Here is a 19,451-nt window from a genome sequence, read left to right as displayed (position 1 = left end):
ATGCCCGTCCCTGCATCTGCCTTCAGGAGTTCCCATGCGCTTGACCCAGATTATTGCCGCCGCAGCCATTGCGTTGGTTTCCACCTTTGCCTTCGCTGATGACGCTGCCGAGCAGACCATCCGCAAGAGCCTGGCCAACCTGCAGCTAGACACGCCAATCGAAAGCATCAGCGCCAGCCCCATGGCCGGCCTGTATGAAGTCAAGCTCAAGGGCAGTCGTGTGCTGTACGCCAGTGCCGACGGCCAGTACATCGTCCAGGGCTACCTGTTCCAGTTGAAAGACGGCAAGCCGGTCAACCTCACCGAGAAAGCCGAGCGCCTGGGCGTGTCCAAGCTGATCAATGGTATTCCGGTGGCCGAGACCGTGGTTTACCCGGCCATTGGCGAGACCAAGACCCACATCACCGTGTTCACCGACACCACCTGCCCGTATTGCCACAAGCTGCACGCCGAAGTGCCCGCGCTGAACAAGCTGGGCGTGGAAGTACGCTACGTAGCGTTCCCGCGCCAGGGCCTGGGCTCGCCGGGTGACGAGCAGTTGCAAGCCGTGTGGTGCTCGGCCGACAAGAAGGCGGCCATGGACAAGATGGTCGATGGCAAGGAAATCAAGGCGGCCAAATGCGCCAACCCGGTTTCCAAGCAGTTCGCCCTCGGCCAGTCCATCGGTGTGAACGGTACACCGGCCATCGTTTTGGCTGACGGCCAAGTGATTCCGGGCTACCAGCCGGCACCACAAGTTGCCAAACTGGCGCTCGGTGCCAAATAAACCAGCATCGTCGAAGCATCGACGATCAAGGCTCGCTGACACGTCGGCGGGTCGTTAATTGCAAGCCGCAGTCGTGCGGCTGTTTTCCACGGCCGACCTAGCGTCGGCCGTTTCATGGGGAGTTCTTCAGTGAAACCGGTCAAAGTAGGCATCTGTGGGTTAGGGACCGTCGGTGGCGGCACCTTCAACGTACTTCAGCGTAATGCTGAAGAAATTTCCCGCCGCGCAGGTCGCGGGATTGAAGTGGCGCAAATTGCCACGCGTTCGCCAAAGCCTCAGTTCGAAACGACCGGTATTGCGATTACCAACGATGTCTTCGCCGTTGCCACCAACCCTGAAATCGATATCGTCATCGAGCTGGTGGGCGGCTACACCGTGGCCCGCGAGCTGGTGCTCAAGGCCATCGAGAACGGCAAGCACGTGGTTACCGCCAACAAGGCGCTGATTGCCGTGCACGGCAACGAGATCTTCGCCAAGGCCCGCGAGAAGGGTGTGATCGTGGCGTTCGAAGCCGCTGTGGCCGGTGGTATCCCGGTGATCAAGGCCATCCGCGAAGGCCTGTCTGCCAACCGCATCAACTGGGTCGCCGGCATCATCAACGGCACCGGCAACTTCATCCTCACCGAAATGCGCGAGAAGGGCCGTACCTTCGAAGACGTGCTGGCCGAAGCCCAGGCCCTGGGTTACGCCGAAGCCGATCCGACCTTTGACGTGGAAGGCATCGACGCGGCGCACAAGCTGACCATCCTGGCGTCCATCGCCTTTGGTATCCCGCTGCAGTTCGACAAGGCCTACACCGAAGGCATCACCAAGCTGACCACCGCCGACGTGAACTACGCCGAAGCCCTGGGCTACCGCATCAAGCACCTCGGTGTCGCGCGCAGCACCCCAGCCGGTATCGAGCTGCGTGTGCACCCGACGCTGATTCCGGCCGACCGCTTGATCGCCAACGTCAATGGCGTGATGAACGCCGTGATGGTCAACGGTGATGCTGCGGGTTCGACCTTGTTCTACGGCGCCGGCGCCGGCATGGAGCCGACCGCTTCGTCGGTGATCGCCGACCTGGTGGACGTGGTTCGTGCCATGACCAGCGACCCGGAAAACCGCGTGCCGCACCTGGCCTTCCAGCCGGACTCGCTGTCGGCCCACCCGATCCTGCCGATTGAGGCCTGCGAAAGCGCCTACTACCTGCGCATCCAGGCCCAGGACCACCCGGGCGTGTTGGCCCAGGTTGCCAGCATCCTGTCGGAGCGCGGTATCAACATAGAGTCGATCATGCAGAAGGAAGTCGAGGAGCAAAACGGCCAGGTGCCGATGATCCTGCTGACTCACCGCGTGCTCGAGCAGCACATCAACGATGCCATCGCCGCCCTGGAAGCCCTGCAAGGCGTGGTCGGCCCAGTGGTGCGCATCCGCGTCGAGCACTTGAACTAACCGATTTGTTCCAGGGGCCCCGTGTGTGCGGCGGCCCCTGTTCGAGAATGTTTTAGAGGAGCCAGTCATGCGTTACATCAGCACCCGCGGCCAGGCACCGGCCCTGAATTTCGAAGACGTCCTGCTGGCAGGCCTTGCCACCGACGGCGGCCTGTACGTGCCGGAAAACCTGCCACGCTTCACCCAGGAAGAAATCGCGTCCTGGGCCGGCCTGCCGTACCACGAGCTGGCGTTCCGGGTGATGCGCCCGTTCGTCACCGGCAGCATCCCGGATGCGGATTTCAAGAAGATCCTCGAAGAGACCTACGGCGTGTTTTCCCACAGCGCCATCGCACCATTGCGCCAACTGAACGGCAACGAGTGGGTGCTGGAACTGTTCCACGGCCCGACCCTGGCGTTCAAGGACTTCGCCCTGCAACTGCTGGGTCGCCTGCTGGACTACGTGCTGCAAAAGCGCGGCGAGCGTGTGGTGATCATCGGTGCAACCTCCGGTGATACCGGTTCGGCCGCCATCGAAGGCTGCAAGCACTGCGAAAACGTCGACATCTTCATCCTGCACCCGCACCAGCGTGTGTCGGAAGTGCAGCGTCGCCAGATGACCACCATCTTTGGCGAGAACATCCACAACATCGCCATCGAAGGCAACTTCGATGACTGCCAGGAAATGGTCAAGAACAGCTTCGCTGACCAGAGCTTCCTCAAAGGCACGCGTCTGGTAGCGGTGAACTCGATCAACTGGGCGCGGATCATGGCCCAGATCGTCTACTACTTCCATGCATCGCTGCAGTTGGGCGGGCCGGCGCGTTCGGTGTCGTTCTCGGTGCCGACCGGCAACTTCGGCGACATCTTCGCCGGCTACCTGGCGCGCAACATGGGCTTGCCGATCAACCAGTTGATTGTTGCCACCAACCGCAACGACATCCTGCACCGCTTCATGAGCGGCAACAGGTACGTCAAGGAAACCCTGCACGCCACGCTGTCGCCGTCGATGGACATCATGGTCTCGTCGAACTTCGAACGCCTGCTGTTCGACATGCACGGGCGCAACGGCGCGGCGATTGCCGGCTTGATGGACACCTTCAAGAGCGGTGGCGGTTTCAGCGTTGAAGAAGAGCGCTGGACTGAAACCCGCAAGCTGTTCGACTCCTTGGCCGTGGACGACGCAGAAACCTGCGAAACCATCGCCGAAGTCTACGCCCAGACTGGCGAGTTGCTGGACCCACACACCGCTATCGGTGTGAAGGCCGCCCGCGAATGCCGTCGCAGCCTGGACATCCCGATGGTGATCCTCGGCACCGCGCACCCGGTCAAATTCCCGGAAGCGGTGGAGAAGGCCGGTGTTGGCAAGGCACTGGAATTGCCAGCGCATTTGGCAGACCTGTTTGAGCGTGAAGAGCGTTGCACCGTGTTGGCCAATGATCTGAAAGCCGTGCAGGCGTTTGTGAGCCAGCACGGCAATCGTGGCAAGCCGCTCTGATTCAACGGCTTTGCGAGGTTGCTCAAGCCCGTCTTCGTGACGGGCTTTTTCATTGGGGCACGCCATACTCCAGTGGGCAATCGACTAAAAAAGAGAGGAAACCAACCCGGTGCGTTTATTGAGCCGAAGGTGCGTGTGGCTGCTGTGTTTGCTCTTGCTTGGTCAATCCCCGGCAAGCCTGGCCGCCGTCAGCCTGCCGTTCAAACTGGTGCCGGCGTTCACCCCGCTGGCGCCCTTGCCGCTGACGGCCGGCGAGCAGCAATGGCTGGCGAGCCATCGAACGCTGAAGGTCGGCATTTCCATTGATGACTACCAGCCGATCGATATCACCCGTGACCACAATCGCTACCAAGGCATCAGCGCCGACTACCTGAGCCTGGTCGGCGCGCGCCTCGATGTGCCTATGCAGGTGATGGGCTTCGCTGAGCGGGCGCAAGCGGTGGAAGCCTTGCGCAGTGGCGCCATCGATATTCTGACCAGCGCCAACGGCTATGAGCGGGATGTGCCTGGGTTGCGGTTTACTCGCGACTACATGCCGGATCGTTCGGTAGTCGTCGTGCGTCGCGACGACACCACGCAGAACGAAGGCCTTGAGGGCAAGAAGGTGGTCTTGCTGGAGGGCTATGCCAATGTCGGCAACGTGCATCGGGCCTATCCCGCCAGCCATATCATGCTGGCTCCGAACCTCTACAGTGGCCTGGAAGCGTTGAACCAGGGGGATGCCGACGCCTTTATCGGCAATGAAGTGATTGTGCGGGCCTACAAGTCACTGCGTCCTTACCTCGGTTTGCAGATCAACGTGGAGAGCCGGCTGGCGCCGATTGGCTTTGCCTTTGCTTCCCGTACGGCCGACCCGCTGTTGGGGGACATGATGGACCGGGCGCTGGCGAGTATCGACGAGTCGATACAACGTGAAATCCTCGCGCGCTGGACCACCGGCCTGGGAGTGGGCATCGCCGCCGACCGCATTGTGTTGTCGGCCCAGGAGCAAGCCTGGTTGTTGCACCATCCCCATGTGGTGGTGGTGTCCCAGCAACAGTCGCCGTACATCTTCAAGGACAAGGACGGTCAATGGGTCGGCTTGAACGTCGATCTGCTTAACCGGATTTCCCGCATGACCGGCTTGCAGTTCGTGATGGAGGAGGTGTCTTCCACCGCGCAGACCCTGGAGTTACTGGCAGCGGGCAGGGCGGATATGAACACCACGCTGGCGGAGAATCGGGAGCGCAGGCAATTCCTGGATTTCAGCCATGGTTTTGGCGGCGCCGGTTGGGTGTTTGTCCAGCGCAGCGACACGCCGTTAGTGGCCAGTTTGAGTGAGCTCTCTGGCCAGGTCTTGGCGTTGCCGGCCCGGCATGTGCTGGAGAATTTCATTCGCCGTGAACACCCGGACATCGAGATTCTCGCCGTCGATAACTATACCCAGGCCCGTGAGCAGGTGATCCAGGGGCATGCGGCGGCGACGATCCAGAATGAAGTGGAGGTGCAGAGCTACCCGTCCGACGGCTTGCGCATCGGGCGCAGCGTGGAGGGCAAGTGGTCGTCCAACAGCCTGGTGGTACGCAAGGACCAGCCCGAGCTGTTGAGCATTGTGAACAAGGCCTTGGAAGCGATGCCGGTGGCAGAGTTGAGCGCGTTGCGTTTGCGCTGGCTGGGCACGGTGCCGATCCCGACGTCGGCTTGGCAACGTGTGCCGCCATGGGCCTATTGGACGGTTGCCATGGCGCTGTTGTGTGTATTGGTGTCGTTGGTCTGGAATAGCCGGCTCAAGCGGCAGATCCAGCAGCGCCTGGTGGCCGAGCAACGGTTGAGCGATCAGTTGGCCTTTAAGCGTGCCCTGCTGGATGGCATGCCCAACCCGGTCTTCGTACGGGACCTGGCCGGCCGGTTGGTGACGTGTAACACCCGTTACGAACAGCAGTTGGCCACCCGACGGGAGCTGATCCAGGGCCTGACCTTGATGGAAAGCGGCGTGCTGCCAGAGGCCACGGCCGCGCGCCTGCATGCCGGGCACATGGAGCAGTTGGCGACACAGCAATCGTTGTTTGTTGATCGGCAACTGGAGTTCAACGGCGGGACTTTCCACGTTTACCAATGGACGGTGCCGTTTTTCGATGCGCGCGGCCAATTGCAGGGGCTGCTGGGCGGCTGGATCGACATCAATGAGCGCAAAGTCCTGGAGCATCAGTTGATGGACGCACGCCAGGCCGCCGATGACGCGAACTACGCAAAAAGTGCGTTTCTCTCAACCCTCAGTCATGAAATTCGCACCCCGATGACCGCCATCATCGGCCTGCTTGAGTTGGAACAAGAACGCGCCCTGGCTGAGGGCAAGCGCGTCTCCGAAGCCTTGCAGGTGGCGCATCGCTCCGCACGTGAGCTGATTGAGTTGATGGGCGATAGCCTGGACCTGGCCAAGATCGAAGCAGGCCATTTGCAACTGGTGCCGCAGACCACAGACCTGAAGGTTTTTTTCGACGGCATCCAGCGGCTGTTTGCGGCGACGGCGAGTAAAAAAGGCCTGGGTTTGACCCTGGCGTTCGACCCAGCGGCGCAAGGGGATTATTGGTTCGACCCGCTGCGCTTGCGGCAGGTCATGCATAACCTGGTGGGCAATGCGTTGAAGTTTACCGAGCAGGGTGAGGTCCGCCTCAGCGTGGTGACTCAGCGCGATGACGCCGGGGCTGAATACCTACACCTGTGTGTCGAAGACAGCGGGCCAGGGATTGGTGTTGAACAACAGGCTCGGGTGTTCAAGCCGTTTGTCCAGGTCAGCCCGCTGACGGCGGCTCAACATGGCGGGACCGGCTTGGGCTTGAGCATTTGCCAACAACTGGTGGAGTTGATGGGCGGCACGATCTCCCTGAGCAGCGCGGCAGGTGAGGGCACGACGATTTGCATTGACCTGTATCTGCAGCGGGTCAGAGGCGACGACAGGCCAACTGAGCCTGCGGCGGTCCTGCCGGCTGCCGGTCGCCGTTTGTCGGTGCTGATCGTCGATGACTTGCCGGCCAACCGCCTGGTGCTGGCTCAGCAACTGCAATTCCTCGGCCACCGGGTGGTGGCCTTCGACTCGGCGGAGTTGGCCTTGCAGCGCTGGCGCGATGACGCCTTTGACGTGCTGGTGACGGATTGCAATATGCCGGGCATGTCCGGCTACGCCTTGAGCGAAGCCGTGCGCGGTATTGAAACCCAAGAGCAACGATCGCGCACTGCGCTGGTGGGGTGCACCGCCAATGCCATGGAGGATGAGCGTCAGCGTTGCCTGGCGTCGGGAATGGATGAGTTGTTGGTCAAACCGGTGACCCTTGAGCAGTGGGCCACGGTCCTCACCCGCTTGGCCCCATTGCGCACCTTCAATATCCAGACCTTGCAGGTGATGACCCAGGCCGATGGGCCGGTCCTGCAGCGCATGTTGGAGGAGTTGGCGAAGAGTCTTGAACAAGAGCACGATGGGATCAAGACGGCGTTGGCGTGTCAGGACTTTCCAGGGGTAATGGCCTCGTTGCATCGCCTCAAGGGGATTTGCTGCCTGGTGGATGCGCTGCCGCTGGCCAAGGCGTGTGTGGGGCTTGAGGGCTGCCTGCGTGAGCAGCGCATTGACGAGGTTGAAGCGCTGTGGCGCGTGCTGAATGAAGCGCTGGCAGCATTCAGGGTTGAGCTGGGCACCCATTTGAGTCCGCAAGAATAGGACGCGTCCTATGGGGCGCGCATGACCTTTTGCGTAGCCTGCGCAACCTTGCTTCTGCGTCTCAGAGTTTGCCATGCGCTCCCTCAATGTCTTGATCCTCGAAGATCACCCATTCCAACTGATGGCCCTGCACCAGATGCTCAATGCCAACGGTGTCTTCAATGTAATAACCGCCGAAACCGTAGAGGCCGCCCGGCAGTCGTTGGCGAGCAAGGGGCCGGTGGACATTGCCATTTGCGACCTCTATCTGGAACAGGGCGATGCCCTTGAACTGATTCGCGAATTGGGCGAACTGCGCCAGGCTCAGGTGCTGATCCTGTTAAGCAGTGCTCAACCTGACGTATTGGAAGGGGTCGCCAGCATGGCGCGCCAGGCTGGGCTGAATGTCCTCCGGTGCTTGCCCAAGCCAGCCTCGGCGCAGTTGGTTGGGCAACTGCTGACGGCTTGCCTGCAACATTTGCGTCCGGGGCCGCAGGTCGTGTCCTGGGATAAGGTGCGCCAACTGCTGGGCTTGAATGAGCTGGATGAGTTGCCACCTTCGGTGGATGCCTGTCAGGTGGCCATCGCGCGTTACGCCAGCGCGAGTTTCCAGCCTATCGTTTGCCAGGCAGGTGTATTGCAGGGCGTTGAGGTGCTGGCGCGCTGGTATCTGCCTGACGGGGGAGTGTTACTGCCCCATGAGTTCCTGCCGGTGCTGGAGTTTGCCGGCATGGAGGAGGCGTTTACCTGGCATGTGCTGGAAGAGGCCCTGGGCTTTGTCAGCCAGATCGCGTGGGACACGGGGGAGATCTTGCCGGTGGCGGTGAACATTCCCGGGCGGATGCTCGAACATGCGCATTTTCCCCAGGCGCTGCAACGCCTGCTGCAACGCCACGCCGTGCCAGCCCATAGCCTGACGCTGGAGTTGGTCGAAACCACGCGATTGAACACCGACAGCGCGCATGTCAGCAGCTTGCTGCGTTTAAGGATGATCGGTTGCAAGTTGTCTATCGGTGACTTCGGTATCGGCGGCACCAGTTTGCAGCGTTTGCTGGAGCTGCCGTTCACTGAGCTGAAAATACCCCCGGCCTTTGCCTGTGGCATGGCCGGTGATGAGCGCAAAGTGGCTGTCGTCGCGGGCGCCATGAGCATGGCCAGCCGCATGGGCATGAACGTGGTGGTGACGGGAATCGAAACCCCTGCCGATCGTGATGCGGTCGCTTTGCTGGGCCCAGCCTGGCTGCAAGGTTGCCTGATTGCACCACCGATGGACGCTCAGGCATTGAAAGCGTGGATCGGCAGCCAGGTCAGGCCAACCCATGCTCCTGCACGTAGATAAACAGTGACGCGTCGGTACTGAGCCCGAGCTTGCGCATGGCGCTGACTTTTTGCGCGCTGACGGTCTGCTTGCTGCGATGCAGATGTGCCGCGATTTCGCCCACGGTCAGCCCTCTCGCCAGCAGGCGAATCACCTCCAGCTCGCGGGGCGATAGCTGCTCGTGGGACTGCAATCGATCAGTGCCCAGCGCGCTCAGCGCCTGGCGAATGGTGTGGGCCACATAGCAGCGCTGCTGGCGTACCTGGCGGACGGCTTCAGGCAGTTCATTCGCGAGGCTGGCTTTGCTCAGCAAGCCCATGACACCCAGCTCCAGGATGGCGTGAAACAACCCTGCATTGTTGAGCATGGTCACCACGACGATGGGCAGCGTCGGGTGATGGCGGCGCAGTTGGTCGATCAGGCGCAACCCGTCGGCCTGGGGTTCGTCAGGCATCATGAAGTCGGTGATCAACAGGTCGCAGGCGCAGTGTTGCAGCAATTGGGTCAGGGATTGGGGAGAGTTGGCTTCGCCGACAATTTCCAGTTGTTCATCGCGCTCCAGGACCGCCCGCAGACCAATCAGGAAAATCGGATGGTCGTCGGCCAGGATGATGCGCAAGGGTTTTTCAGGTGCGCTTCTCAAGATAGGTTCCCCGGGCAATTCGGGGATTCTAGCCTGTTAACCCTGGGATGGTTGAACGTAGGGTTTTAACGGTGCACAAAAATGCCGCTTTGCCTTCCTTGGGTTAGCGGCGTTTTTTGTTTTTGGCAGGCCCGGGCGGCGCGAATGAGCTATGCGAGTATTTTTACTGCCAGGGCCACAACACTGGTGAAAACTGTAAACATAGCCATGACGACACCCAAGGGATACCAGAAATTTTCACGGGTTATCTTGTGTGCTTCGGCGTTGAGTTTGCGTTGCTCCGCATAGATGCGTGATATGTCAGCATGAATCTTCTCTAATGCTGCCTGCTCTTTGTCGTGTTCCAACATCGTCTTCATCCTTCGCAATAAGGGCCTTTTGACATGCGCTTTCATCTGCGTAGCCGCGTCTCCAGCGCTCACCGAGTATAGGATTCACCTCTGATCCGAGCCGTCGGCAAACCGCAAAACAGTCGCCCATTGCGTAAGCATTTATGTGCGCCGTTTTTTGCTTGTCATGTTGCAAGCGCATGCTGGAATCCGTCACCCCTGACGGCCCCATAAAGACGATAAAGCGAACTTTCCTACGTCACAAACAGTCACTTAGGATAGATGCAGCTCCCGTTGAACCGATTGTTCCTGAACTATTGAGTGGTGATCGAGATGGAAAGTATCAGCCTATTGCTCGAAGAAGCACTGAGCCCTTATCAGGTTACGCTGACCACCTCCGGTGTGCAGGACGAGTGCCTGGTCACCGTGAAGAACCCTGCTGGCGCCATCATGGTCGAGCGAGAAGTGGACCGCGCACAGTTGATGGATAAACGCGTGCTGGTGGATGTGGTGGATTGCCTGCTGCGTGACATCAAGATTGCCGAAGGGCGTCTGGAACCCTCGGTCATTGCGGCGTTGCGCAACGCTGCCCAGACCCGCAGCGCCGCCGCTGCATGAAGAATTGTTTAATCATGGAAACTTCCTACAACATGGCCGGTCAGATTTTGTAACAGCAAGAGCAAACATTGTGCTCCGGTGTTTGTGCCTTGTTGTACTGGTCTTTGTAGGCCACGTTTAACCCCGAAGTGTCTCCCCACTCTTCGGGGTTTCTTTTTGCCTGCGAATTGTCAGGGCTCTGGCGAATCCTGGAAGAAGCTTGGGTTATCCCGCAGATAATGCTCGCGCATCACCGGGTCCAGCCATGAAGCGTAGGACTGCTGCACCTGTTCCAGTGGGATGTCCAGCAGCACCTGATTGATGCGTTGAATGATCTGACGCCCACGAGGCGTATCCGAGCAACCGATATGGGTGCGTTGGTAGGGCGCTGAGCCTTTGATCGGATAAAAGCTCAGGTCCGCAGCCGGGATGCCCTGTTGCATGGCGTGATAGCGGATTTCCGGCCAATACCCCAACACCGCCTCCAGTCGCCCCAGGCGTTGCATTTGCAGGAGGCTGCCCAGGGCATCGTTGCCGTAATGAAGGGCGAGCTTATGCGCATCGGCCAGCTTGAGTTGTTGATCGACGACCGGCCCGTAGCTGCGTTCGGCGATGGCGCCCGCCCGTGCTTTAGGGGCATCGAAAAAGGCTTGCAGGTCAAACTGGCCATCGACGATATAGGGCGCCATCGTGTCCTCCTGGCTATGCCGGATCATGATGCCGTTGCTGGCGACCACAAATGCCTGGCTGGAGAACACGATGTATTTGGCTCGCTCCGCCGTCCACAGCAATGAGGGATCGCAGGTAAGCGTTGTTGGCTCGCGCATCATCTGTATGCCGCGCGCGCGATTGACGTGCAGGACCTGATGTTGATAGTCCGGCAGGTGTTCGATGAGGATCGGTAACAGTTGGTCCAGTGCGCCCTGGCCTTTGCGCGGCCCCTCGAAAATGGTCAGCGGTGGCAGGTCGCGCAACAACCAGGTCAACGTCTCGCTGGCGTGGGCCGACAGAGGCCAGCCGCTGAGCATCGAGGCGACAAGGCAGAACTGCACCCACCCGCGTTTGCACCGAAGCACCATCAGATCGCGCCTTCCTCACGCAAACGGGCAATGGCGGCGGAGTCGTAACCCAGGCTCTCCAGCAGCACGCCATTGTGCTCACCCAACTGCGGGCCCACCCACTCGCAGCTGCCCGGGGTGTCCGACAGCTTGGGCACGATGCCGGGCATCTTGAAGTCCTTGCCGCCGGGCAGTTGCGCCTTGAGGAACATTTCCCGGGCGAGAAATTGCGGGTCGCCCAGCATGTCTTCGGCACTGTAGATCCGGCTGGCGGGCACTTCGGCTTTATTCAAGGCCTCGACCACCTGCTCCAGCGGCAATGAACTGACCCAGCGATCAATCACGCCGTACAGCTCATCACGACGGCTATCGCGCCCGTCATTGCTGGCCAGTGCCGGGTCGTTGGCCAGGTCTTCGCGCCCGATGGCGAGCATGAAGCGCTTGAAGATCGCATCCCCGTTGGCGCCGATCTGCACATGCTTGCCGTCGGCGCTGGTGTGGATCGACGACGGCGTGATCCCGGGCATGATGTTGCCAGTTCGCTCGCGGATAAACCCGAACACGTCGAACTCGGGAATCATGCTTTCCATCATGGCGAAGATGGCTTCATACAACGCCACATCCACCACCTGGCCCAATCCGCCGTTGACCTCGCGATGCCGCAGGGCCATCAGCGCGCCGATTACCGCCCACAGCGCGGCAATCGAGTCGCCGATGGAGATCCCGGTGCGCACGGGCGGGCGGTCCTCGAAACCGGTGATATAGCGCAGCCCGCCCATGGATTCACCCACCGCGCCAAACCCCGGCTGGTCCTTCATCGGCCCGGTCTGGCCGAACCCCGACAGGCGCACCATCACCAGCTTCGGGTTCAGTGCGTGCAGCGTCTCCCAACTCAAACCGAGTTTTTCCAGCACGCCGGGGCGAAAGTTCTCGATCAGGATGTCGGCATCCGCCAGCAACTGCTTGAGGATGGCCAGGCCGTCCGGGTGCTTGAGGTTCAGCGTCAGCGATTTTTTGTTGCGCGCCTGCACAAACCACCACAGCGAAGTGCCTTCATACAACTTGCGCCATTTGCGCAGCGGGTCGCCGCCGTCTGGGGATTCGACCTTGATCACCTCGGCACCGAACTCGGCGCAGATACGCGAGGCAAACGGGCCGGCGATCAGGGTGCCCAGTTCGATGACTTTCAGGCCGGCAAGTGGTTTGGCATTAAGCGACATGGGGATCCTTACAAGCACGGGACGGTGGTGTGATGCCTTTTAACATAGGCGAGCGGCCCATGGATAAGGATGATGCAGCGCAGTATTCGTTGAATGACCTCGCCATCGGTTAGACTGGCCGCCTTTCCCTGTCTCTAGAAGCCCGTTCATGGCCCAGCCGTCCACGACCTACAAATTCGAACTCAACCTCACCGACCTCGATCGTTCGGTGTACGAGAGCGTCAAACAGACCATCGCCCGCCATCCTTCGGAAACCGAAGAACGCATGACCGTGCGCCTGCTGGCCTACGCCCTCTGGTACAACGAGCAGTTGTCGTTCGGCCGTGGCCTGTCAGATGTAGACGAGCCAGCCCTGTGGGAAAAAAGCCTGGATGATCGGGTTTTGCATTGGATCGAAGTCGGCCAGCCGGATGCAGATCGCCTGACCTGGTGCTCACGCCGTACCGAGCGCACCAGCCTGCTGGCCTACGGCAGCCTGCGCGTGTGGGAAGGCAAGGTGGTGCCGGTGGCTAACAACCTGAAAAACGTGCATATCGCAGCGGTGCCGCAGGAGGTCCTGGAGACCCTGGCCAAGGACATGCCGCGCGTGATCAAGTGGGATGTGATGATCAGCGAAGGCACCATGTTCGTCACCGACGACCGTGGCCAGCACGAAGTGCAGCTGCAATGGCTGGTCGGCGAGCGCGGCTGAACCTCTATAGGCGCGAGCTTGTGTGGGAGCGGGCTTGCTCGCGAATGCGGTCGATCAGTTAAAAATGCACTGACTGACACACCGCTTTCGCGAGCAAGCCCGCTCCCACACAAGCCAGCTTCCACATTAGATCTGCATCGTTTTCACTATTCCTGTTTAACCGTTGTATCGAAGAGAAGCCTTCCTCACCCCATGCGTATCGATCCCCGCCCGTTGCCCGCCGTCTTGCCGTTTCTCGGTGAATTGCCACCGCTGTTGACCCGTCTCTATGCCGCTCGCGGCGTGCAGTCAGAAGCCGAGCTGGATAAAAGCCTGGCGCGGTTGATTCCCTATCAGCAGCTCAAAGGGATCGACGCGGCCGTGGACTTGCTGGTGACGGCCCTGGAGCAACGCCAGCGCATTCTGATCGTCGGTGACTTCGACGCCGATGGCGCCACCGCCAGCACCGTGGGCACCCTGGGTTTGCGCTTGCTGGGCGCGGCCCATGTGGATTACCTGGTGCCCAACCGCTTCGAGTACGGCTACGGCCTGACCCCGGAAATCGTCGCGGTGGCGTTGCAACGCGAGCCGCAGTTGCTGATCACCGTGGACAACGGCATCTCCAGCGTCGAAGGCGTCGCGGCGGCGAAAGCGGCGGGGCTGCAAGTGCTGGTCACCGACCACCACTTGCCAGGTGATGAATTGCCGGCGGCGGACGCCATCGTCAATCCCAACCAGCCGGGCTGTGGCTTCCCGAGCAAGGCCCTGGCCGGCGTGGGCGTGATCTTCTATGTGCTGATGGCCCTGCGTGCGCGTTTGCGCGACCTGGGCTGGTACACCCACAAACCGCAGCCGAACATCGGCGACTTGCTCGACCTGGTGGCCCTGGGCAGCGTGGCGGACGTGGTGCCCCTGGACGCCAACAACCGCATCCTCGTGCACCAGGGCCTGGAGCGCATTCGTGCCGGTCGTGCACGGCCGGGGATCAAGGCCATCCTGGAAGTGGCCAAGCGTGACGCGGCGCGTATCACCTCCACCGACCTCGGTTTCATCCTCGGCCCACGGCTCAACGCCGCCGGGCGCCTGGATGACATGAGTCTGGGCATCGAATGCCTGCTCACCACCGACGTCGCCGCGGCGCGGGAAATGGCCGCACAACTGGACGGCATGAACCAGGACCGCAAGTCCATCGAGCAAGGCATGCAGCGCGAGGCCCTGGCCCAGCTCAAGGACTTGCCGGTGGAGTCGATGCCGTTCGGCTTGTGCCTGTTCGACCCGGAATGGCACCAAGGTGTGATCGGCATCCTGGCGTCACGCATGAAGGAGCGTTACTTCCGCCCGACCATCGCCTTCGCCGACGCCGGTGATGGCTTGCTCAAGGGCTCAGGGCGCTCCGTACCGGGCTTTCACATCCGTGACGCCCTGGCGGTGGTCGCGAGCCAGCATCCCGACCTGATCGCCAAATACGGCGGCCACGCGATGGCGGCGGGGCTGACACTGCACGAGGAAAACTTCCCACTGTTTGCCGAAGCTTTTGATGCTGAAGTGCGTCGGCAATTGCGTGAGGAAGACCTCACCGGTCGTCTATTGTCTGACGGTACCCTGGCGGTGGAAGAGTTCCACCTGGAACTGGCCCGCGCCCTGCGTCACGCCGGCCCGTGGGGGCAGCACTTTCCTGAGCCGTTGTTTCACGGGGTGTTTCAGTTGGTGGAGCAGCGCGTGGTAGGGGAGCGGCACCTGAAGGTGGTGCTCAAGAGTGAATGCGGGTCGGTGAAGCTCGATGGCATTGCGTTTGGCGTGGACCGTGAAGTCTGGCCAAACCCGACGGTGAAGTGGGTGGAGTTGGCCTACAAGCTGGATGTGAATGAGTTTCGGGGTAATGAGACGGTGCAACTGATGATTGCGCACATCGAGCCACGCTAAATCTAACTAACACCGCAAAACCAAATGTGGGAGCGGGCTTGCTCGCGAATACGGAGTGTCAGTCAATGTTGCTGTGACTGATTCACCGCTTTCGCGAGCAAGCCCGCTCCCACATTTTTGATCCGCGTACCGCCTTAAGTTACTCGGTTTTGTCCTTGGCCTGATGCTTCACGATGATATCCACCAACCGCTGCGCCAGCGCCGGGTAGTTCTCGTCAAAGTGATGCCCACCAGGCAGCTTCAACGCTTCACCCACCGCCGTCTTGTCGGTGCAGCCACTCTCGTCGACTTCTTCCGCACCGTAGATGCACACCACCTTCTCCGGCGGTAGCTTGGCCATTTCCGGGCCGGTCGCCGCTTCTTTGCCGGCGTTGCCCAGCCAGCCTTCCACTTCGATTTCAAAGCTGCCGGTACGCGCAAACGCCAGCAAGATGATCGCATCGACCCGCTGCTGTTCGTTTTCCGGCATGCGGTTGTAGATCGCGGGCAGCACGTCGGCGCCGAACGAGTAACCGGTCAGGACGAAGCGCTTGGTGCCCCACTTCTGCCGGTAGTGTTGCATCAGTTCGGTGAGGTCCTTGGCGCTTTGCTCCGGGGTCTTGTGCTGCCAGTAGTAGCGCAGGGTGTCGATGCCGACCACCGGGTAGCCGATCTTGGCCATTTCGCCGGCCACGTCGCGGTCCAGGTCGCGCCAACCGCCGTCACCGGAGAGGAACAGGGTCACGGTGTCCTTGGCTTGGCCGGCCGGTACTTCGACCACCGGGATGGCCAGGCCGCCGTTGTCCGAACCCACCAGTTGCTTGCGCAGTTCGTTGTTCAGCACTTGCGGGTAGTGAATGTCGTAGTCGCTGATGCTGGTGGTGGCGCGCGGTGTGTCGCGTACGAAACTGGCGCTTTCATCGTCAGGGTTGTCGTTCCACGCCACCAGCCAGTTGCCATGGGCCGAGGTTTTCGGCAGCGGGTCCTTGCAGCCTTCCTGCACCAGGGCGAAACCGACGGAGATGGCATTGGCCTTGTCGTCGTTCTGGGTGGCCAGCCAGCGCCAGGCAAGGCCTGCGCCAGGGCCGATGCCGCTGACCAGCGTTGCCGGGCCCTTGAGCTGAACCAGGGCGCTTTGCAGCGCTTGTTCCTGCAGCTTGCAGTCATCCTTTGGCAGGACGACTTGAACGATTTGTGCCTTGCCGCCCTGGCTCAGGGCGATCAACTGGCTGTCGGTCAGGGTTTCATCGGCCATCACGGCCACCGCGACGCGGGCTTTAGGCGTGCCGTTCGGGGTGACGAGCGTCATCACCGAGCCATCGGCCTGGGGCAACTGCGCCAGGGTCGGCTGCGGGGCAGGGCGGTTCCAGTACCAAAAGCCACCCCCTGCGATCAGGGCGAGCAGCACTACAGCGACCAATACATACCGCCAGGAACGTCGAATCATCAGCGTTTCACCAATCCAGTCAAGCCGCCCGCGATCAGGGCGGCGGTATCGGCCAGTGCCACCAGCGGATCAAGTCCTGCGGGCACGGCCATGTAACGGGGTTCCCAGTCAGGCTGGAACTTGTCTTTGAAGCGGCGCAAACCTTGGAAGTTATACAGTTGCTCGCCACGGCGGAACACCATCGAGCCCAGGCGTTGGGTCAGTGGGGCGCCGCGTCGTGGTTGCAGGCCCGACAACGGCACCATGCCGAGGCTGAAGCGGGCGTAGCCATGACTCTTATAGTGTTGAATCAGGCCGACCATCATGAACTCCATGGTCAGCTTCGGCGCGTCCGGGTGCGCACGCATCAGGTCGAGACTGGCCAGGTCGTGGTTGTAAGTCTCGAGCAGGTTGGCGAAGGCCACCGGGCGCCCTTCGAAGCGAATGATCGCGATGCGAAAGTGCTTGAGGTAGTCGTCGCTGAATCGTCCCAGGGAAAAGCCTTTTTCCCGCACGTTCTTGCCGGTCAGCCAGGCGTCGGAGATGACTTTGAGTTCATCCATCGGCGCCGTGCCCGGTTCATGGATCTCCAGGGACAGACCGTCCCGGGTGCCACGGTTCCAGGTGTAGCGCAGATCCTTCATCTCTTTGCCCTTGGCTTCCAGGTCAAAGCGTTTCAGATCGACGCGGGCTTCTTCGCCCAGCTTGATCGCGGTGAGGCCGATGTCCATGTAGTACGGCAGGTTTTCCGCCCGCACCTGGTAGAACACCGGGCGCGCATGGTGGATGTCGCACAGGTCGCGGAACTGCCAGATCATCTCGGCGCGCGGCTGGGTCGGGCCGATCGGGTCATACAAGGCTACCAGGCTGCGGCCGCGACGGGCGTACATGAGGAAAGCTTCATCATTGGGATGGAACAGCAGCGCTTTGTCGCCGGTCAGCGCCAGGCCGCCGTCGGGCTGGGACGAGGCCATCAGGATCTTGCTGGCGCGCTCCAGTTCTTCCGGGGTCGGCAGGTGGATGATCGGGCGTGCGGTGCGCAGCAGCCAGGTCAGCGACACGATCACCAGCAGCACGGCGGCACCCAGCAACGAACGCAGGCCGCGCGGGGCATTGGCATCGAGGGTGAACTGCCACCACAGTTGGTGGCTGTAGGGCACGTCTTGATAGGCGAACAGCAGCAGCCAGATCGATGCGCCGAGCACGCAGACGCTGGCCACCAGGTACAGCGGCGAGAACGGCAGTTCGGTCAGGCGGCTGGCGCGGTAGAACGAGCGGCGGAAGATCGCCAGCAGGATCGCGGTCATGGTCATCAGACTGGCTTCTTCCCAGTCGAAACCCTTGAGCAGCGACAGCAGCGCGCCCACCAGCAGCAACACCATGGTCAGCATCCAGGCCGCCGACAAGCGTCGGCGCAAACCCTGGGCCAGCAACAGGCACAACACACCGATCAGGCTGGCGCCAAAGTGCGAGGCGTCAATCAGGCGGTGGGGAATCAGGAAGCCGATGTTTTCCAGGCGTGAGTCGATTTCTGGCGTGGCGCCGGAAAACAGCAGGACCACGCCGGACAAAAAAACCAGTACGGCCAACACCGGTGCCGCCAGGCCAGAGGCCACCCGCAGGCTTTGCTGAGTCTGGAACAGGCGCTGGGCTTCATTGACCAGCAGAAACACGCAGGCGATCAGCAATGGCAGCACCACATAGATCATGCGGTACAGCAGCAGGGCGGCGGCCAGTGGTGCGGCACCGAGTTTGTCGGCGAAGGCAGCGAGGAGGATGGCTTCGAAGACACCCACACCGCCCGGCACATGGCTGAGCACGCCGGCCGCCAGGGCCAGCAGGTATACCAGCAGGAATGGGCCGAAGGGTGGCGCTTCCGGCAACAACATATAAAGGACGGTGGCGGCAGCGGCGACGTCGAGTGCGGTGATGACCAGTTGCAGGAAGGTCAGGCGGGCGCCGGGCAGGCGCAGGGTGCGACGGCCGATCTTGACCAGCAGGTTATCGGCGAAGGGTTGCTCTGGTAAGCGACGGCGATAGATGCCGATGCACAATGCCACTGACAGCAGCAGCACTGCGCCGGCGACGCCGCCGAGCAAACCTTCCGACAAATTCAGCGCGGTGGCTGCGGCGGGCAGGTTGCTCAAGGTGGCGAGCGCTGCGAGAGGGGGCAGGGCGCAACCGAGCGCCAGGCTGGCGAACACGGTCATGCGGGCGACTTCCGAAGCGCCGATACCGTGGCGCGCATAGAGTCTGTATCGCACCGAACCGCCTGACAGCATCGACAGGCCTATCGCGTTGCCGATGGCAAAGGCTGTGAAACCGCCGTGGGCCAGGGTCTTGGCCGGCAACTTCACCCCGGCATAGCGCGCACCGGAAAACTCATAGCCCAACAGAATGACGAAACCGGCGACGGCTGCAGCAAACGCGCCGAGCAGGGCGGGTTTGGGCACTTCCAGGATTGAGTCATGCAGGGCGTAAAGGTCCAGCTCCAGCAGCAAGTGCCGGCAGGCGATCAGGGCGATTGCGAACAGCAACAACGTGACAGCCAAACCGATGGGCTGGCGGTATTTGCTCAACAGATCCAGCCAGCGCAAACGGGCGGGAGCGATCGGTTGTTCTGCTGTGACGGTGTCTAGTGGTTCAGACGAGTTGGCGCGCATCAATCACCTCGTGGATTGTGCGCGACAGGATGGAGGTATCCAGCCAAGTTACCAATCCCTATGGACAAAATAATTACAAATATTAACGCGGATCGCCGGGGGCGGCGACTGCGGCCATTGGTCGTAGAGGGCAGCGCTTGAGCATTGAGCATAGCTTGCAATGAGATGGACTCTACAAACCGTGTACGGTTTCATGAAAGATGCCATGCCATTGTTTCAGAAGGACTTTTTCACCGGATACAAAAAAGTCCACTCTTTCGAGTAGCCTTTTTTGATGT

General features: G+C 61.1%; 14 protein-coding genes. 8 read left to right on the top strand and 6 right to left on the bottom strand.

What is annotated here, in order from left to right; translation table 11 throughout:
• Positions 1-34 precede the first annotated feature (34 nt).
• The 5 genes from DBR46_RS03320 (at position 35) to DBR46_RS03300 (ending at position 8,686) form a co-directional block, all read left to right on the top strand.
• A complete protein-coding gene (locus DBR46_RS03320; RefSeq protein WP_124525023.1) occupies positions 35-766 on the top strand; it encodes a thioredoxin fold domain-containing protein in 732 nt (243 codons plus the stop codon).
• A gap of 129 nt (positions 767-895) precedes the next feature.
• Positions 896-2,200, top strand: coding sequence for a homoserine dehydrogenase (locus DBR46_RS03315; protein WP_010207988.1), 1,305 nt, complete (start codon positions 896-898; stop codon positions 2,198-2,200).
• 67 nt (positions 2,201-2,267) lie between these two features.
• On the top strand, positions 2,268-3,677 hold the full coding sequence (gene thrC / locus DBR46_RS03310) for a threonine synthase (RefSeq protein ID WP_124525022.1): 1,410 nt from the start codon (positions 2,268-2,270) through the stop codon (positions 3,675-3,677).
• 109 nt (positions 3,678-3,786) lie between these two features.
• Positions 3,787-7,368, top strand: coding sequence for a transporter substrate-binding domain-containing protein (locus DBR46_RS03305; protein ID WP_124525021.1), 3,582 nt, complete (start codon positions 3,787-3,789; stop codon positions 7,366-7,368).
• Between the two features lie 73 nt (positions 7,369-7,441).
• Positions 7,442-8,686, top strand: a complete 1,245-nt coding sequence (locus DBR46_RS03300) for an EAL domain-containing protein (RefSeq protein WP_124525020.1) — start codon at positions 7,442-7,444, stop codon at positions 8,684-8,686.
• On the opposite strand, the gene DBR46_RS03295 is transcribed toward DBR46_RS03300, so the two are convergent.
• Both DBR46_RS03295 and DBR46_RS03290 read right to left on the bottom strand, forming a co-directional pair.
• A complete protein-coding gene (locus DBR46_RS03295) occupies positions 8,655-9,308 on the bottom strand; it encodes a response regulator transcription factor (protein WP_124525019.1) in 654 nt (217 codons plus the stop codon). The two genes, DBR46_RS03300 and DBR46_RS03295, sit on opposite strands and share 32 nt — an antisense overlap.
• Before the next feature lie 149 nt (positions 9,309-9,457).
• Positions 9,458-9,658 carry a hypothetical protein gene (locus tag DBR46_RS03290; RefSeq protein WP_124525018.1) on the bottom strand — a complete coding sequence of 67 codons (201 nt, stop codon included), beginning with the start codon at positions 9,656-9,658 and terminating at the stop codon, positions 9,458-9,460.
• Positions 9,659-9,970: 312 nt separating this feature from the next.
• On the opposite strand from DBR46_RS03290, the gene DBR46_RS03285 reads away from it, so the two are divergent.
• Positions 9,971-10,255 (top strand): DUF3509 domain-containing protein, encoded by a 285-nt coding sequence (locus DBR46_RS03285; protein ID WP_124525017.1) that lies wholly within the window; start codon positions 9,971-9,973, stop codon positions 10,253-10,255.
• A 170-nt stretch (positions 10,256-10,425) separates the two neighbouring features.
• On the opposite strand, the gene DBR46_RS03280 is transcribed toward DBR46_RS03285, so the two are convergent.
• The gene (locus DBR46_RS03280) at positions 10,426-11,313 is read right to left on the bottom strand and encodes a TIGR02285 family protein (protein ID WP_124525016.1); all 888 of its coding nucleotides are present in this window, start codon (positions 11,311-11,313) and stop codon (positions 10,426-10,428) included.
• Complete coding sequence (locus DBR46_RS03275; RefSeq protein WP_124525015.1) at positions 11,313-12,512, bottom strand: CaiB/BaiF CoA-transferase family protein; 1,200 nt, start codon at positions 12,510-12,512, stop codon at positions 11,313-11,315. The genes DBR46_RS03280 and DBR46_RS03275 overlap by 1 nt, the downstream gene beginning before the upstream one ends.
• Before the next feature lie 148 nt (positions 12,513-12,660).
• On the opposite strand from DBR46_RS03275, the gene DBR46_RS03270 reads away from it, so the two are divergent.
• On the top strand, positions 12,661-13,203 hold the full coding sequence (locus DBR46_RS03270; protein WP_016977727.1) for a YaeQ family protein: 543 nt from the start codon (positions 12,661-12,663) through the stop codon (positions 13,201-13,203).
• A gap of 192 nt (positions 13,204-13,395) precedes the next feature.
• A complete protein-coding gene (recJ, locus tag DBR46_RS03265; RefSeq protein WP_124525014.1) occupies positions 13,396-15,105 on the top strand; it encodes a single-stranded-DNA-specific exonuclease RecJ in 1,710 nt (569 codons plus the stop codon).
• 139 nt (positions 15,106-15,244) lie between these two features.
• On the opposite strand, the gene DBR46_RS03260 is transcribed toward recJ, so the two are convergent.
• Together DBR46_RS03260 and mprF are read right to left on the bottom strand one after the other, a co-directional pair.
• Positions 15,245-16,531, bottom strand: a complete 1,287-nt coding sequence (locus DBR46_RS03260) for a virulence factor family protein (protein WP_124525013.1) — start codon at positions 16,529-16,531, stop codon at positions 15,245-15,247.
• On the bottom strand, positions 16,531-19,173 hold the full coding sequence (gene mprF / locus DBR46_RS03255) for a bifunctional lysylphosphatidylglycerol flippase/synthetase MprF (protein WP_124525012.1): 2,643 nt from the start codon (positions 19,171-19,173) through the stop codon (positions 16,531-16,533). Before mprF ends, DBR46_RS03260 begins: the two co-directional genes overlap by 1 nt.
• Positions 19,174-19,451 lie beyond the last annotated feature (278 nt).

Origin of the sequence: Pseudomonas sp. KBW05, assembly GCF_003852405.1 — a bacterium.
GTDB lineage: Bacteria > Pseudomonadota > Gammaproteobacteria > Pseudomonadales > Pseudomonadaceae > Aquipseudomonas.
This window is presented reverse-complemented; position numbering and strand designations above follow the sequence as displayed.

Bases quoted from the DNA above. Each gene is read 5' to 3' on its own strand.
- DBR46_RS03285 (WP_124525017.1), top strand. From the start codon at position 9,971: ATGGAAAGTATCAGCCTATTGCTCGAAGAAGCACTGAGCCCTTATCAG.
- mprF (WP_124525012.1), bottom strand. From the start codon at position 19,173: ATGCGCGCCAACTCGTCTGAACCACTAGACACCGTCACAGCAGAACAA.
- recJ (WP_124525014.1), top strand. From the start codon at position 13,396: ATGCGTATCGATCCCCGCCCGTTGCCCGCCGTCTTGCCGTTTCTCGGT.
- DBR46_RS03280 (WP_124525016.1), bottom strand. From the start codon at position 11,313: ATGGTGCTTCGGTGCAAACGCGGGTGGGTGCAGTTCTGCCTTGTCGCC.
- DBR46_RS03275 (WP_124525015.1), bottom strand. From the start codon at position 12,512: ATGTCGCTTAATGCCAAACCACTTGCCGGCCTGAAAGTCATCGAACTG.
- DBR46_RS03270 (WP_016977727.1), top strand. From the start codon at position 12,661: ATGGCCCAGCCGTCCACGACCTACAAATTCGAACTCAACCTCACCGAC.
- DBR46_RS03320 (WP_124525023.1), top strand. From the start codon at position 35: ATGCGCTTGACCCAGATTATTGCCGCCGCAGCCATTGCGTTGGTTTCC.
- DBR46_RS03300 (WP_124525020.1), top strand. From the start codon at position 7,442: ATGCGCTCCCTCAATGTCTTGATCCTCGAAGATCACCCATTCCAACTG.
- thrC (WP_124525022.1), top strand. From the start codon at position 2,268: ATGCGTTACATCAGCACCCGCGGCCAGGCACCGGCCCTGAATTTCGAA.
- DBR46_RS03290 (WP_124525018.1), bottom strand. From the start codon at position 9,658: ATGTTGGAACACGACAAAGAGCAGGCAGCATTAGAGAAGATTCATGCT.
- DBR46_RS03260 (WP_124525013.1), bottom strand. From the start codon at position 16,531: ATGATTCGACGTTCCTGGCGGTATGTATTGGTCGCTGTAGTGCTGCTC.